The sequence below is a fragment of the Umezawaea sp. Da 62-37 genome (assembly GCF_032460545.1).
Classification (GTDB): domain Bacteria; phylum Actinomycetota; class Actinomycetes; order Mycobacteriales; family Pseudonocardiaceae; genus Umezawaea.
The window spans coordinates 4,586,615-4,601,017 of sequence record NZ_CP135965.1; the positions used below are offsets into that span (position 1 = coordinate 4,586,615).

Annotated in this window: 10 protein-coding genes; 3 read left to right on the forward strand and 7 right to left on the reverse strand. The window is 71.7% G+C overall.

Annotated features, from left to right (window positions below):
• Positions 1-240: 240 nt before the first annotated feature.
• Positions 241-927 (reverse strand): ribosome hibernation-promoting factor, HPF/YfiA family, encoded by a 687-nt coding sequence (gene hpf / locus RM788_RS20555; RefSeq protein WP_315933334.1) that lies wholly within the window; start codon positions 925-927, stop codon positions 241-243.
• Between the two features lie 714 nt (positions 928-1,641).
• On the reverse strand, positions 1,642-2,304 hold the full coding sequence (locus RM788_RS20560) for a ComF family protein (RefSeq protein ID WP_315933335.1): 663 nt from the start codon (positions 2,302-2,304) through the stop codon (positions 1,642-1,644).
• A gap of 153 nt (positions 2,305-2,457) precedes the next feature.
• Here RM788_RS20560 and RM788_RS20565 point away from each other — a divergent pair, with 153 nt between their 5' ends.
• Positions 2,458-3,546, forward strand: a complete 1,089-nt coding sequence (locus RM788_RS20565) for a serine hydrolase domain-containing protein (protein WP_315933336.1) — start codon at positions 2,458-2,460, stop codon at positions 3,544-3,546.
• A 200-nt stretch (positions 3,547-3,746) separates the two neighbouring features.
• On the opposite strand, the gene RM788_RS20570 is transcribed toward RM788_RS20565, so the two are convergent.
• The 4 genes from RM788_RS20570 to RM788_RS20585 all read right to left on the reverse strand — a co-directional run bounded on the left by RM788_RS20570 (position 3,747) and on the right by RM788_RS20585 (position 8,863).
• The gene (locus RM788_RS20570; protein ID WP_315933337.1) at positions 3,747-5,501 is read right to left on the reverse strand and encodes an LpqB family beta-propeller domain-containing protein; all 1,755 of its coding nucleotides are present in this window, start codon (positions 5,499-5,501) and stop codon (positions 3,747-3,749) included.
• A complete protein-coding gene (gene mtrB, locus RM788_RS20575; RefSeq protein ID WP_315933338.1) occupies positions 5,498-7,249 on the reverse strand; it encodes an MtrAB system histidine kinase MtrB in 1,752 nt (583 codons plus the stop codon). The genes RM788_RS20570 and mtrB overlap by 4 nt, the downstream gene beginning before the upstream one ends.
• Before the next feature lie 19 nt (positions 7,250-7,268).
• Complete coding sequence (mtrA, locus tag RM788_RS20580) at positions 7,269-7,946, reverse strand: MtrAB system response regulator MtrA (protein WP_106187587.1); 678 nt, start codon at positions 7,944-7,946, stop codon at positions 7,269-7,271.
• Positions 7,947-8,218: 272 nt separating this feature from the next.
• Positions 8,219-8,863: a dTMP kinase gene (locus RM788_RS20585; RefSeq protein ID WP_315933339.1), complete on the reverse strand. Its 645-nt coding sequence runs from the start codon at positions 8,861-8,863 to the stop codon at positions 8,219-8,221.
• Between the two features lie 153 nt (positions 8,864-9,016).
• Here RM788_RS20585 and RM788_RS20590 point away from each other — a divergent pair, with 153 nt between their 5' ends.
• Complete coding sequence (locus RM788_RS20590) at positions 9,017-10,006, forward strand: helix-turn-helix domain-containing protein (RefSeq protein WP_315933340.1); 990 nt, start codon at positions 9,017-9,019, stop codon at positions 10,004-10,006.
• Positions 10,007-10,341: 335 nt separating this feature from the next.
• On the opposite strand, the gene ahcY is transcribed toward RM788_RS20590, so the two are convergent.
• Positions 10,342-11,814, reverse strand: a complete 1,473-nt coding sequence (gene ahcY, locus RM788_RS20595; protein ID WP_315933341.1) for an adenosylhomocysteinase — start codon at positions 11,812-11,814, stop codon at positions 10,342-10,344.
• A 142-nt stretch (positions 11,815-11,956) separates the two neighbouring features.
• Between ahcY and RM788_RS20600 the strand changes: the two genes are divergently transcribed.
• Positions 11,957-14,395, forward strand: coding sequence for a hypothetical protein (locus tag RM788_RS20600; RefSeq protein ID WP_315933342.1), 2,439 nt, complete (start codon positions 11,957-11,959; stop codon positions 14,393-14,395).
• Positions 14,396-14,403: the final 8 nt, after the last annotated feature.

The following is a 14,403-nucleotide window of genomic DNA, read 5'->3' on the forward strand; positions in this document are numbered from 1 at the left end:
TGGGCGCCTTCCACCAGGCTCGACAAGCCCGCTCTAGTCGACATCGTAGGCAAGAGCGGAGCCCGTGTGCACCGACACAGGCAGGAACCGCTCCGAAACCCACCGTGAGCGGTGCCCGGAGTGCCCGTGCACGACAGGTACAACGACGTAGGGGCCGCATTGGTGCCGGAAACGCCGCGATCCCCCGGAGCGGGGTGCTCCGGGGGACCGCGGTCGAGGTCGTAGGGCGGGTGGAACCGGTCAGGAAAGCCGGATCACGCCGTAGTCGAAACCCTTCCGCCGGTACACGACGGAGGGCCTGCCGCTGTCCGAGTCGGCGAACAGGAAGAAGTCGTGGCCGACCAGTTCCATCTCGTAGAGGGCCTGGTCGACGGTCATCGGCTTGGCCGGGTGCTCCTTCTCGCGGACGATCCGACCGGGGAGGTTGTCCTCCAGTCCCTCGTCCCACCGCTGCTGGGCGGGCACATCGGCCACACCCGCGTAGTCGTCATCCGGTTCGGGGGCTTCGAGCAGAGCGGTCTGCCCGAGCCGCGCGACCTGCGCGGAACCGCCGATGTCGGTGGCGGCGACTTCACCGAGGCCGCTGGTCGCTTCCGCGACGGATGTCGGGCCGCGTCGCCCGTGGTGCACGCGCCTTCTGTCGTGGGTGCGGCGGAGGCGGTTCTCCAATTTGCCGACCGCCAGGTCGAGCGCGGCGTAGAAATCGCCTGCACAGGCTTCGGCGCGGACGATCGGCCCGCGTCCCTTGCCGGTGATCTCGACGCGCTGGCAGCTCTTCGCCTGCCTGCGGTTGGGCTCGTGGAACAGTTCCACGTCGAAGCGGATGACCTTGCGGTCGTAGCGCTCCAGTCGAGCCAGCTTTTCCGTCACGTGCACCCTGTAGTGATCGGGCACCTCGACGTTGCGGCCCTTGACGACGATGTCCATACACGACCTCCCTCGCGTTGCTGCGAGCTATGGCTATGGATCAGTGCGGCACCGATTCGCGATCATCGATCGCGGACTGTCGCTGAGTGTCGTTCTCAGCGCCCTTCCGGCACCTGGGTCACAGGCTTTTCGCCTCCTCCCCGCCGGGCCGGGAACGCTGATAGCGCTGCACGTTAGCTCGGTATTCACCCCAGCGACAGCCCCCACGGCGGGGGAACTCCGAGAAAAACCGGCATTCACGGAGCGTGACAAAAACTGGCCACCGGGTGTACTCCAAAGGGCGTTCCGAGCGCCGTGCGACGCCTTCGACTCACCCGGATGGCCTACTACGGGCAGGGCTTCATCCGGCACAGTCACCGCGCCGAAGTGGCTCCACTCGAACGTCATGTCCCGCCAACGGGCGGACGCGACCGCAGGTTCCCGATGCCGCGGAATAGATTTTCCGTCCCATTTTCCGTGCTCGTGGGCCGGTGTACCGATAATGAACATGTGAAACGTGCTCGTCTTCACGTTTAGCGGAGATGTCTCCGTCGATACGGGCAGGTGTCGGGGCAGAATTCGCAGATCACGGAGAGGTCACTCGGGAGGGTGGTTTCCGGTTCGTGATCTTCCCGGCGATCTTGGTCGCGCTCCGCGACCTGGCACGACCGCGAACGGGTGCACCCCGCGCGACTCCCCGGTCGGCCCAGCGGGTCAACCCGGTGGTGCGCGGCCTCACCACCACCGCTGCGAGGCCGCGCTCGTCAACGCCAGCACCGCCGTCACGCGCACCCCGGCGCGCGCCAGCACGCGGACGCACTCGGCGGCCGTCGCCCCGGTGGTGACCACGTCGTCGAGCAGCACCACCGGCGTGCCCGGCGGCGGCAGGCCCTTCGGCCTGGGCCGCACCCGGCCCGCGAGGTTCGCCCGCCGGGCCGCCGCCGTGAGCCCCACCGAGTCCTTCGTGCCCGCGGCCAGTTCCAACGCGGGCGCCACCGCCACCGGCGCCCCCTCCGCCGCCAGCGCCCCGGCCGCGGCCCGCGCGAGCCGGACCACGTGCTCGCCGCCGCGCCGCCTGCTCGCCGACCGCCGGGACGGCGCGGGCACCAGCCACCACGTGCCCCCGGCGTCGGCGCGCGCCTCGGGCACCGCGGCGAGCGCCCCGCCCAGCAGTCCGCCCAGCCGCCCGGCCAGGTCGTGCCGCCCGCGCTCCTTGAACGCCAGCACCAGCTCCCTCGGCGCGCCCTGGTACTCGGCCAGCGCGTACACCGGCCGCCCCGGCACGCGGACCCGGCGCGGGGAGGTGAACTCGGCCAGGCACGCCGCGCAGCACGTCCCGGCGGCGCCGCAGCCCGCGCAGCGGGGAGGGAGCACCAGGTCCAGCAGTCCGGTCAGCATCCCCACAGGGTGCGCCGGGGCACCGACAATTCCGGCGCGAGGTGCCTGGGCGTTCGACTCGGGGTGTCTGAGTGTTCGACACGGGGTGTCTGGGGGTTCGACTCGCGGTAAATGCGTGGCTGGGGAGGGGTGGGGGGAGCTAGTTTGCGGCGCATGGTTGAGGTGCGGGGGACGTGCGGAGAGCGGTTCGAGGCGGTGCGGGAGGTGTTCGCGGCGTCGTTGGAGGGCGAGGACGTGGGGGCGTCGGTGGCCGTGGACGTGGGCGGGGAAGCGGTGGTCGACCTGTGGGGCGGGTACGCCGACGAGGCGCGGGCGGTGCCGTGGGAGCGGGACACGATCGTCAACGTCTGGTCGTCCACCAAGACCATGTCGGCGCTGTGCGCGCTGGTGCTGGCCGACCGCGGCGAGCTGGACCTGGACGCGCCGGTCGCCCGGTACTGGCCGGAGTTCGCGGCCGAGGGCAAGGGCGGCGTGCTGGTGCGGCACGTCCTCTCGCACACGGCAGGGCTGCCCGCGTGGACCGAGCCGATGGCGCTGGAGGACCTGTACGACCGGGAGCTGGCGACGGAACGGCTGGCCGCGCAGAAGGGCCGGGCCGAACCAGGCACGGAGGCCGCCTACCACTCGATCACCCAGGGGTACCTGGTCGGCGAGGTGATCCGCCGGATCACCGGCCGCACCCACGGCGAGTTCTTCGCCGAGGAGGTGGCCGGGCCGCTGGGCGCCGACTTCCACATCGGGCTGCCCGCCGAGCACGACCACCGGGTCGCCCCGGTCATCCCGCCCCCGCACGTGCCGCCGCGGACGGGCCCCGAGGTGATCGAGCCCAACCCGCTGGTCCCCGCCGAGGCGGCGAACACCGAGGCCTGGCGGCGGGCCGAGATCCCGTCCGTCGGCGGTCACGGCAACGCCCGCTCGATGGCGGCCGTGCAGTCGGTGCTGGCGTGCGGCGGTGAGGTGCGGGGAGTGCGGCTGCTGTCGGCGGCGGGCTGCGAACGGGCGCGGGAGGAGCAGTTCGCGGGCCCGGACGTCGCGCTCGGCGCGCCGGTGCGCTGGGGCATGGGCTACGGCCTCAACGGCGGTGTCTGCTCGTGGGGCGGCTGGGGCGGGTCGATGGTGCTGGTCGACCTCGACAAGCGGCTGACCGTGGCGTACGCGATGAACCAGATGCTCGACAAGGGCACGATGGGCGACGAGCGGGCGCTCGGCCTGGTGATGGCCGCCTACGGGGCGCTGGCCTAGGGCCTGGTGCGGTGACCGGCGCCGGTCACCGCGCCAGGGGCTGTTTCCCGGATTTCGTTCGATGGGAGCCGCGCCTGAGGTGGTTCCTGGCGGTGCGGGCAGAGGGCCCGCATACCGCTGTTGTACGTGGGCGCTCTGCCCGTGCCCCCAGGGGCCGCGTCAGGCCCGGCCATCGCGGACACGGATCCGGGAAGCAGTCCCTAGCCGGGGTAGAAGACGAAGGCGTCGGGGTCGGGCTTGACCTGGCTCCCGCGCCACACGTCGCCGACCTCGCTCGCGCTCCACAGGCCGGTGTGGTCCACGGCCATGACCGGGCGGCCGGGGGCGGCGGCGACGGACGTGACCGGGGCCGTCAGGTTCGAGGTGTTGTAGCGCTCGACCTTCAGACCGTCGATGTTGACCCGCACGACCGGGTTCGACGACAGCGACGTGCTGGCCACCAGCACGTCCTGGGCGAGCCAGTCGACCGAGAGCACGTTGTTGCCGAGCAGGCTGGACTGGAGCTTCTGCGGGGATCGCAGCGCGACCGAGGAGTCCTCGCCGCGCACCACGGACGCGACGATCAGGGTCCCGTCGATCACGCAGGCGACCCTGGTGCCGTCCCTGGACAGCCGCATCTCGCTGATCGGGCCGAACGGGGCGAGGTCGGCGGAGTTGATCGGCGGCGAGGTCAGGCCCCCGCCCTCCGACCGGACCACGCGCGCCACGGTCGCGCCGTCGACGACCGTCCACACCTCGGTGCCGGGCTGGCCGACCGTGTTGCCGAGCAGCCACGTCGGCCGGGTCATGGTCTTCGCGGGCAGCTCGACCTCGCGCAACGGCTCCGCGGCCGCCCCGACGCGCATGCGCACCGCGTCCGGCCCGATCCTGCTCACCACGGCCAGCTGCGAGCCGTCCAGCGACTGCGAACCGCTCACGACGTTGTACTCGCCGGTGCCCACGGGGCCCTTGACCTGCTCGCCGTCGGCCAGCGACAGCAGCTTGCCGCCGCTGGCGACCATCCCGCGCTCCTCGGCGGTCGGGGTGATCAGCGCCTCGCCGGACTGGATGTCGTTCTGCCGCCAGTCCCGCAGCTCGGAGGAGATCACGGCGCCGTCGAGCAGCACCCGGATCCGGCTGCTGGTCACGCCCAGGAGCGAGCGCACGACCTGCGCGGCGATCCTCTTGCGGGCCGCGGGGCTGGGGTCGCCGAGCCTGGTGAGGTCGACCTCCAGCGCGCCGTCGTCGGCCTCCCTGGTGTCCTTGTTGATGCCCGCGTTCGGCCCGAGCTCGCTGAACAGCGCGCCGCGCATCCGGCTCGACGGGCCCTTCACCAGCAGTTCGGTGACCCGCTGCGGGATCCCGCTGGCGGGCGGCACGACGACGAACCTCGGGTCGGGCACCAGGACGTTGCGGTCCTTGTTGTAGAAGAACAGCGTGACCCGCTGGTAGTTGCGCTGGAAGTCGGCGACCGTCACGTAGACGCCGGGTGGCGGCTCGGAGATGCGCCACTGCCCCTTGTCGTCGCGCTGCACCCGCACCGGCACGTTGAGGTCGCCGGACTGCTGCTGGAACGAGCTGTCGTCGGGTTCCAGCCTGCCGACGTTGCGGCCCTGGAGGATGACCGTCCGCTCCTTGGCGTCCGCGGGCAGGTCGCTGTCACCGGGGGTGGGCACGGTGCCGAAGATGTTGTCGATGATCGTGGGCGTGCCCTTGTTGACCCACGCCTTGCGCGCGTCGGGCGTCAGGTAGGCCTGCGCCGCCGCGTAGTCGCTCTCGGGGCTGGCCGACGCCACGATGAACTCGCGCACGAGGTTCAGCGCGTCGAGGTCCTTCTCCGGCTCGGGCGCCTCGACGGTGGCCTGCCGCGAGGAGGACGGGCCCAGCGGCTTCGGGTTCGTCTGCGTCGGGATCGCCGCGCACCCGGTCAGGGCGAGCAGCACGACCAGCAGCGGCAGCAGGCGGCGCGCGCTCATCCGACCTCCTCCCGTTCGGGCGACTCGATCCCGGTGACCGGCTGGGCGGGCTGCCAGGTGAACTCCGACTGCGGCGGCTCGACCTCCTCCGGCGACTCCTCGGGCTCCTCGACGGCGGCCTCCAGCGTCGGCAGGTCCGCCGGTCGCAGCGGCAGCGGGCTGGTGGCGATCCCGTGGCCGTGCGTGCACGGCAGGGTCAGCCGGAACACCGCGCCGTAGCCGCGTTCGCCCCAGGCCTCCAGCCAGCCGCCGTGCAGCCGCGCGTCCTCCAGGCTGATCGACAGGCCGAGCCCGGTGCCGCCGGTGCGCCGGTTGCGCGACGGGTCCGCGCGCCAGAACCGGTTGAACACCAGTTCCGCCTCGCCCGCGCGCAGGCCGACGCCGTGGTCCCGAACGGTGATCGCGACCGCGTTGCCGTCGCCGCGCACGGTCAACTCGACCGGCAGGCCCTCGCCGTGGTCGACCGCGTTGGCCAGCAGGTTGCGCAGGATCCGCTCCACGCGGCGGGAGTCCAGCTCCGCGGTGACCTCGTGGTCGGGCATGTCCATGACGATCGTGGTGCCGTTGCCGGTGGCGATGGCGCGGACCGCGTCGCGCGCGCGCCGGGCGAGCACCCGGACGTCCACCGGGTCCGCCGCCAGCTCCTCGACGCCCGCGTCCAGCTTGCTGATCTCCAGCAGGTCGCCGAGCAGCGACTCGAACCGGTCCAGCTCGTCGACGAGCAGTTCCGTCGACCTCGCCAGGCCGCCGGGGAACTGCTCGCGCGAGGCGTGCAGCACGTCGGCGGCCATCCGGACCGTGGTCAGCGGGGTGCGCAGCTCGTGCGACACGTCCGAGGTGAACCGGCGCTGGAGCTGGCCGAAGTCCTCCAGCTGCCGGATCTGCTCCTGGATGCTCTCGGCCATCTCGTTGTACGACTGGGCGAGCCGGGCGACGTCGTCCTCGCCGACCACGATCATCCGCTCGTCGAGGCTGCCGTCGGCGAACCGCTCCGCGACCTCGGCGGCCTGCCGGACCGGCCGGACGACCTGCCTGGTCACCAGGTTCGCGATCACCGCGAGCAGCAGGAGCAGCACGAGGCCGCCGACGACGAGGGTGTTCTGCACGACCGCGGCGGTGGCCTGCTCGCTGGTCAGCGGGAACAGCAGGTAGAGCTGCATGGCGCGGGCGGAGCTGCTGACCGGGATGCCGACGACGAGCAGCGTCGTGCGGCCCGTCTCGCGGTCCACGGTGGTGATCTGGCTGCCGGAGAACCCGCCCTGCACCATCTTCGCCAGACCGGCGGGCACGTCCTGGACGGGCCCGACGGTGGCGGGCTTGCCGTCCGCGCCGTTGTTGCCCGCGTCGTCGAACACCGGCTCGAAGGCGCCCGCGCCCGAACTCGCCACGTCCTGGCCCGAGCTGGCGGTGTTGATCTTGTTCACGGCGCTGAGGAAGCGCGAGCGCACGCTGTCCGGACCGGGGTTGAGCCCCAGCAGGTCCGGCTGCACCACGGCCGCGCTGGCCTTGGCCTGCTGGATCGCCGCGTTCGTCTTGGTCTCCAGCAGCTGGTTGGTGATCTGCATCTGCAGCACCATGCCCAGCACGAAGACGACGGCCGAGGACAGCGCGAGGGTGCTCACCACCACCCGCAGCTGCAACGACCGCCGCCACAGCTCGCCGAACGCGAGCCACCGCTTGCGCGCCTGCTCCACACCTCGCCGCAGTCTGCGGGCGACGGGGCGGAGCAGCCGCGTGCGCAAGGTCATCCCCGGTACTCCCGCGCCGTCACGGCGGACCGGCCTTGTACCCGACCCCGCGGACGGTCAGCACGACCTCCGGGTGCTCCGGGTCCCGCTCCACCTTCGAGCGCAGGCGCTGGACGTGCACGTTGACCAGGCGGGTGTCGGCTGCGTGCCGGTAGCCCCACACCTGTTCGAGCAGCACCTCCCTGGTGAACACCTGGCGCGGCTTGCGCGCCAGCGCCACCAGCAGGTCGAACTCCAGCGGCGTGAGCTGGATCGGCCTGCCCTCCCGCAACACCTCGTGACCGGGGACGTCGATGCTCAGGTCACCGATCGCCAGCGTCTCCGCGGGCTCGTTCTCGGTGCGCCTGAGCCGCGCCCGGATCCGCGCGACCAGCTCCTTCGGCTTGAACGGCTTGACCACGTAGTCGTCGGCGCCGGACTCGAGTCCCAGCACCACGTCCACGGTGTCGCTCTTCGCCGTCAGCATCACGATCGGTACGCCCGACTCCGAGCGGATCGCCTTGCAGACGTCGATGCCGTTCATGCCGGGGAGCATGAGGTCGAGCAGGACCAGGTCTGGCTTGAGCTCGCGCAGCGCGGGCAGTGCCCGAGCGCCGTCGGCCACAACCGCGGTGTCGAAGCCCTCGCCCCTCAGGACGATGGTCAGCATCTCCGCCAACGCGGGGTCGTCGTCCACCACCAGCACACGTGCCTTCATGGCGAACATCGTCGCACTGACGGCCTGCCGTTCGCGCACCGCCCAGCGATCATCGCTGCTGGTCGTCGCGCGGGTTCGATCCGTAACCAGCTGATGCTGTCGTTCCACCAGGCCACCTCGCCCTGTCAGAGCCGCTGAGCGGTTGTCTGGAACTAATACGCGGCGCGCTCACTTTTCGTTACCGAAACTACCGATTCGGCCGAGAAAACCCACTCTTACGGCCTAGAAGGGCACGTCCACGCCGGGCAAACGGTATGCACGGAGCGTGATCGCTAGCGACTGAAAAGCCGGTCGAGGAGGGCCGAGATCTTCACGTCCGAGGTGTCGTCGAGCACTTCCCACGGCCCGAGCCACCCGCTCGTGGCCAGCCCGTCGTAGACCTCCGAGCACCGCTGCTGGAGATCGCGGTCCGCCTCGTACAGGTCGCGCGCCCGATCGGCCTCGGTCTCCTCGCGCCGGGCCGCGCGGTCGGCCGCGACCGCCGTCGGCACCCGCAGCAGCAACTGGAGGTCCGGCGACGGCAGCCCGAACCGGTCCGACTCCAGGGCGCGCACCCACTCGACGAACCGCCCGCCCGCGTCCTCGTGCAGCCGCGCCGCGCCGTAGGCGGCGTTGGACGCCACGTACCGGTCCAGCAGCACCACGTCGTGGGTCGCGAGGTCCGCCCGGATCGCGGTCGCGGCACCCTGCCGGTCGAGCGCGTAGAGCACCGCCATCGCGTACACCGAGTCGGTGAGGTCCCCGAGCCGCCCGTGCAGCGCCTCGCGCACGAGGTCCGCGTGCACGCTCTCGCCGTAGCGCGGGAACGCACGACTCGTCACCCGCGCACCCCGCTCGACCAGCTGCCTCGTCATCACCCCGGCCAAGGTGCGCTTGCCCGAACCGTCCAGCCCCTCGATCACCACCAGCTTTCCCACGCCGGCCACCTTAGCCACTGGTTCACCGCGACGTACGTCCGTTCGGGGTCCAGAGCAAGCGGGTAACCCACATGGGTGAAACAAGATCTTCCGGTCACCGGATCGAGTGACTACGGTGAACCAACACTTCGGCGTGCGGAAGGTGGTGCCGCGGTGACCGCGGACTTCGGGCACGCCGGTCCGGCTGCCGAGCCGACCGGCCCCCCGACCGGAGGACTGCCCGCCTCACTGGCCGAAACGCTGCGCTACGGACCGTTCCACCGGGCCCTGCGCGACGCCATCGCGCACCGGGGGCTGTCGCTCGCCAGGCTGCGCGCGCACATCGAGCAGCTCGGTGTGCGGGTCGGCCAGTCGACGCTGAGCTACTGGCAACGCGGCCTGCGCCACCCGGAGGTCCCCAGGGCCATCCCGACCGTGCGCGCACTGGAAACCGTCCTGAAACTGCCGCCCGAATCGCTGATCGCCCTCATCGGCCCCCGCCACTCCACGCACACCCAACGCGCGTCCCCGTCCGCGTTCACCGAACTCGCGACGGCCTGGGCCGACACTGCACCATTGCTGGCCGAATTCGACGCCATCCCCGAGTCCAGCCGCTCCAACGCCGACCTGGAAATGCTCAACGTGCACGACGCCATCCTCATCGGCGGCTCCCACGAACAACGCGCCGTGACCACCCGCCTGGTCGTCCGCGCCCTGCGCGGCGGCCCCGACCGCTACCTGGCCGTCCACCAAGGCGACGAGGGCAGCCGAATAGACGAGGCCACCATCCGCCCCGGCGAGGGCTGCCGACAGGGCAGGCTGCGCAGGCAGGCGGCATCACGCGGAATGGCCGTCGAACTCCTCTTCGACCGCAGACTCGCCGAGGGCGAGGAACACGTCTTCAGCTACACCGTCATCGACGAAACCGGCGGCCCCACCCCTGGCCACCACCGCACCTTCCGCGACCCCTGCCCCAGCTACCTGGTGCAAATGGGCTTCCACCGCCGCGCCCTACCCGCACGCTGCGCCAAACAATTCCGCAGCGGCCTCCTCGCCACCCCCGTGGACGTCGACGAACTGGTCTGCGGCCTGGGCGGCGTCGTCAGCGCCTACTTCTGCAACGTCGGCCCCGGCACCGCCGGCATCTCCGTGGAATGGAACTAGGAACAGGCAGGACCAGCACGACCAGTAGAACCAGCAGGACCGGGACAACTTCCCGAAAGCGCAAAACCGAGCGCGCCCGCATCTGTTCGGCCGATGTGACTTGGGGTTTCGGCCCTGCACTTTCGGCGGCGGGCAGGAGCTTCACCACCTGCTCTTTTAGACCGCCGAGGGCCGAAAAAGGGGGCACAAGTCACATCGGCCGAACCCGGAGAACGGCGGCCACCGACACCCGGTTTCGAGGAACAAGGCACCCATACCCGGTTTCGAGAAACAAAGGCCGCCCCCACCAACAACCCCCAAAGGGGCGCCCCACCCGAGACGCCCCCTCCACCACCTCAGTACCGGTAGTGCTCCGACTTGTACGGCCCCTCCACGTCCACGTCGATGTACTCCGCCTGCTCCTTCGACAGCTGCGTCAACTCCCCGCCCAGCGCCGCCAGGTGGATCCGCGCCACCTTCTCGTCGTGGATCTTCGGCAGCCGGTACACCTCCTTGTCGTACTCCTGGTGCTTGGTGAACAGCTCGATCTGCGCGATCACCTGGTTGGAGAACGAGTTCGACATCACGAAGCTCGGGTGCCCGGTGGCGTTGCCCAGGTTCAGCAGCCGGCCCTCGGACAGCACGATGATCGACTTGCCGGTGGGGAAGACCCACTCGTCGACCTGCGGCTTGATGTTGATCTTCTTGACGCCGGGGTAGCGGGCAAGGCCCGCCATGTCCAGCTCGTTGTCGAAGTGGCCGATGTTGCCGAGGATCGACTGGTGCTTCATCGACGCCATGTGCTCGGCGGTGACGACGTCCTTGTTGCCGGTCGTCGTGATGACGAGGTCGGCGATCTCCAGCACCGACTCCAGGCGCTTGACGTCGTAGCCGTCCATCGCCGCCTGGAGCGCGCAGATCGGGTCGATCTCGGTGATGATCACGCGGGCGCCCTGGCCGCGCAGCGACTCCGCCGCGCCCTTGCCGACGTCGCCGTAACCGCAGACCACGGCCACCTTGCCGCCGATGAGGACGTCGGTGCCGCGGTTGATGCCGTCGATCAGCGAGTGCCGGATGCCGTACCGGTTGTCGAACTTCGACTTGGTGACCGCGTCGTTGACGTTGATCGCCGGGAACAGCAGCGTGCCCGCCGCGGCCAGCTGGTAGAGGCGCATGACGCCGGTGGTGGTCTCCTCGGTCACGCCGCGGATGCCCTCGGCGATCTTGGTCCACTTGGAGGAGTCCGCCGCGAGCGAGGCGCGCAGCGTCTGGAGCACGACCTTCCACTCGTCCGAGTCGTTCTCGTCGTCGGCGGGGACGACACCGGCCTTCTCGTACTGCACGCCGTTGTGGACGAGCATCGTGGCGTCGCAGCCGTCGTCCAGGACCATGTTCGGGCCGCCGTCGGGCCAGGTCAGCATCTTCTCGGTGGCCCACCAGTACTCCGGCAGGGTCTCGCCCTTCCAGGCGAACACCGGGACGCCCTTGGGCTCCTCGGCGGTGCCGTTCGGGCCGAGCACGACGGCCGCGGCGGCGTGGTCCTGGGTGGAGAAGATGTTGCAGGACGCCCAGCGGACCTCGGCGCCCAGCGAGACGAGGGTCTCGATGAGGACGGCGGTCTGCACGGTCATGTGCAGGGAGCCGGACACGCGGGCACCCTTGAGCGGGTAGACCTCGGCGTACTCGCGGCGCAGGGCCATCAGGCCGGGCATCTCGTGCTCGGCCAGCCGGATCTCCTTGCGGCCGAACTCGGCGAGCGAGAGATCGGCAACGGCGAAGTCCAGCCCGTTGCGTGTTTCGAGCCTCGCGGCCTCGATGTCGGCAGTCATTCGGTTCCCTCCACAGCAGCACTAACGGGTCAATCGACCCTACCGCCGCCACGCCGGGCCGGTCCGTTCGCCGTGATCGGGTGGCCGATGGCCCACTATGGCTGTTCGACCTCACCACGCGGAGCTGCAGTAAGGATCGACCATGCTCATTCCAGGCCCCGACACACGGGTTGTCGAGTTGCGGGTGCACGGCGTGCAGGGCACGACCCCGCAATCGCTCGTGGACGCGGTGGCCGCGGTGGACGTGGCCGGTGACGGGCTCGGGCGGATCGTGCGGCCCGCGGACCGACTGCGCAGGCCGGGGCCGGGGCCGGTGCTCCAGGCCGAGGGCCGTCCGATCACCCGCGTGGTCGAGGGGTACGTGTGGGGCGCGATGACGTCCGGCGGCTGGTCGAAGGCGACCTGGGCGGTGCTGTTCCCGTTCAGCCTGGCGAACATGGCGCACTGGATGCTGCCGCCGGTGCCCGAGCGCAGCACGCCCGCGCACCTGCTCGGCATCGGGCTGCGGTCGCTGCTGCGGCTGGCCGCGCTGCTGCTCACCGTGCTGCTGGTGGCGCAGACGGCGGTCGTGACGCTGGACCTGGTCGCCGCTCAGTGCCTCGCGCCGGGGTCGGCGTGCCTGGCCGACGTGGTGCCCGCGTCGGTGCGCGCGGTGCCGTGGGTGCGGACGGCCGTCGGGCTCGCCCCGATCGCGCTGATGATCCTCGTGCTCGCCCGTCTGTCCACTGTGGACTGGCGGATCGACAGGCCGGAACCGCTCGACGCCGAGGGCGAACCCACCATCACCGGCTTGCCCGGAACGCACATCGCCACCGACCCGGACACCCCGGCGCTGCGCTCCCTGCACATCGTCGCGGCGCTGGGCGCCATCACCGTGATCGCGCTCGGCGGCCCCCTCGGACCGCTGGTCGCGCCCGGCGCGCACGGCGTGGCGATCACCGCCGCGTGGGCGCTCGGACTGCTGCTGATCGGCCTCGCCGCGCTCGGGACGATGCTGCTGGACGACCCGACCGGCGGCGCCCCGCACCGCGGCGGCCGCTGGCTGCGCGCCGCGCTCGGCCGCCGCCCCCGCCAGGCCTTGACGGCCGCGGCCACGCTGCTGTTCCTGCTCGCGGCGTGCCTGCTCGACCGGATGCCGCCGCGGATGCCCGGTGTCGACGTCGGCGTGCAGGTCCTCGCCGCCCTGCTGGTGCTGGTGTGCGCGCTGATCGGCCTCCTGCTCGCGCCCGCCGCGCTGCTGGCCCGCCGCACCTGGTCCTCGCTCCCCCGCGAGCTGCGGCCGTGGGCGGGCGGCTGGATGGCCGCGCCGGTGCTGGTCGTCGCGGGCCTGCTCGGCGGCGGTTTCGGCGCGGGGGTCGCGCTGACCGCCCGGTGGCTGCTCGGCGGGAACCTGCCGCTGCCCATCGGCTACGGCTACATCACCCTGCTCTGGGGGGTGGCGGGGGTGCTCGGGCTGGTGGCGGGCACGGTGATCGCCGCGACCACGGGCATGGTCCGCTGGAGTTCGCTGCGCCGCGGCAAGGAGTGGGCGCGCGAGGCGTCGCTGCTGCACTCCGGCCGGGCGCGCGACGTCAAGCAGGCGTCGCGGGCGTGGTGGTGGGCCCGGTGGGAGCGCAACCACAGCCACCACGTGCTGCTGGTCGTCGCGGCCGTGCTCGTCGCGGGCGCCATCCCGGCCACCGCGCTGCGGCTGCGCCGGATCGAGCCCGCCGCGTGGACCAGGCCGTTCTCCACGTTCGGCGTGCTGGTGCTGGGCCTGCTCGCGGTCACGCTGCTGCGCGCGGTCTGGTTGGCCGCCCGCCGCCCGCAGTCCGGGCGGAGGCTGGGGATCATGGCCGACATCGCGTCGTTCTGGCCGCGCGAGGCCCATCCCGTCGTGCCGCCGTGCTACGCGCTGAAGGTCGTGCCGGAACTGGTCGCGCGCACCCGCGAGCACCTGCGGGACCGGGGCACGCGGGTGGTGCTGACCGGGCACAGCCAGGGCAGCCTGCTGGCGGCTGTGGCCGTCGCCCGGCTGCTGGAGGTGCTGCCGCCGGAGGACCGGGAGCGCGTCGGGCTGCTGACCGCGGGGTCGCAGTTGCAGTGGGCGTACCCGAGGGCGTTCCCCGCCGTCGTGCCGCACAGCTCGCTGGTCGCGCTGTCCGGTGGCCTGGAGGGGCGCTGGCGGGCGCTGTGCCGGGGGACGGATCCGCTGGGCGGGGCCGTGACGACGTGGGGTCGGCAGGTGTTCGACGGGATGCTGCTCGGGGTGGGCTACCTGCCCGACGGGACGGAGGGGGCGCTGCCCCCGGCGTTGCGCGGACCCAACGGCGCGCTGGTGCTGGGCGGGGACCACTGGCTGCCGGACCCGCAGCGGGGGCCGTTCCCCGGACGGCGGTGGGCCTCCGGGGTGTGCGGGCACGCGGACTACACGTCGGACCCGGAGTGGGACCGGGCGGTGGCGATCGCGGCCGGGCTGACGCGGGCCGACGCGCCGGACGAGGCGCCCGGCGGGTTCATGCCGTCGCTGCCGTCGGCCCGCCAGGCCATGCCCGTGTTCAAGCCGACGCGGCCGCAGCCCTCGGAGACGCACGGCCCCTGACGTCCGGG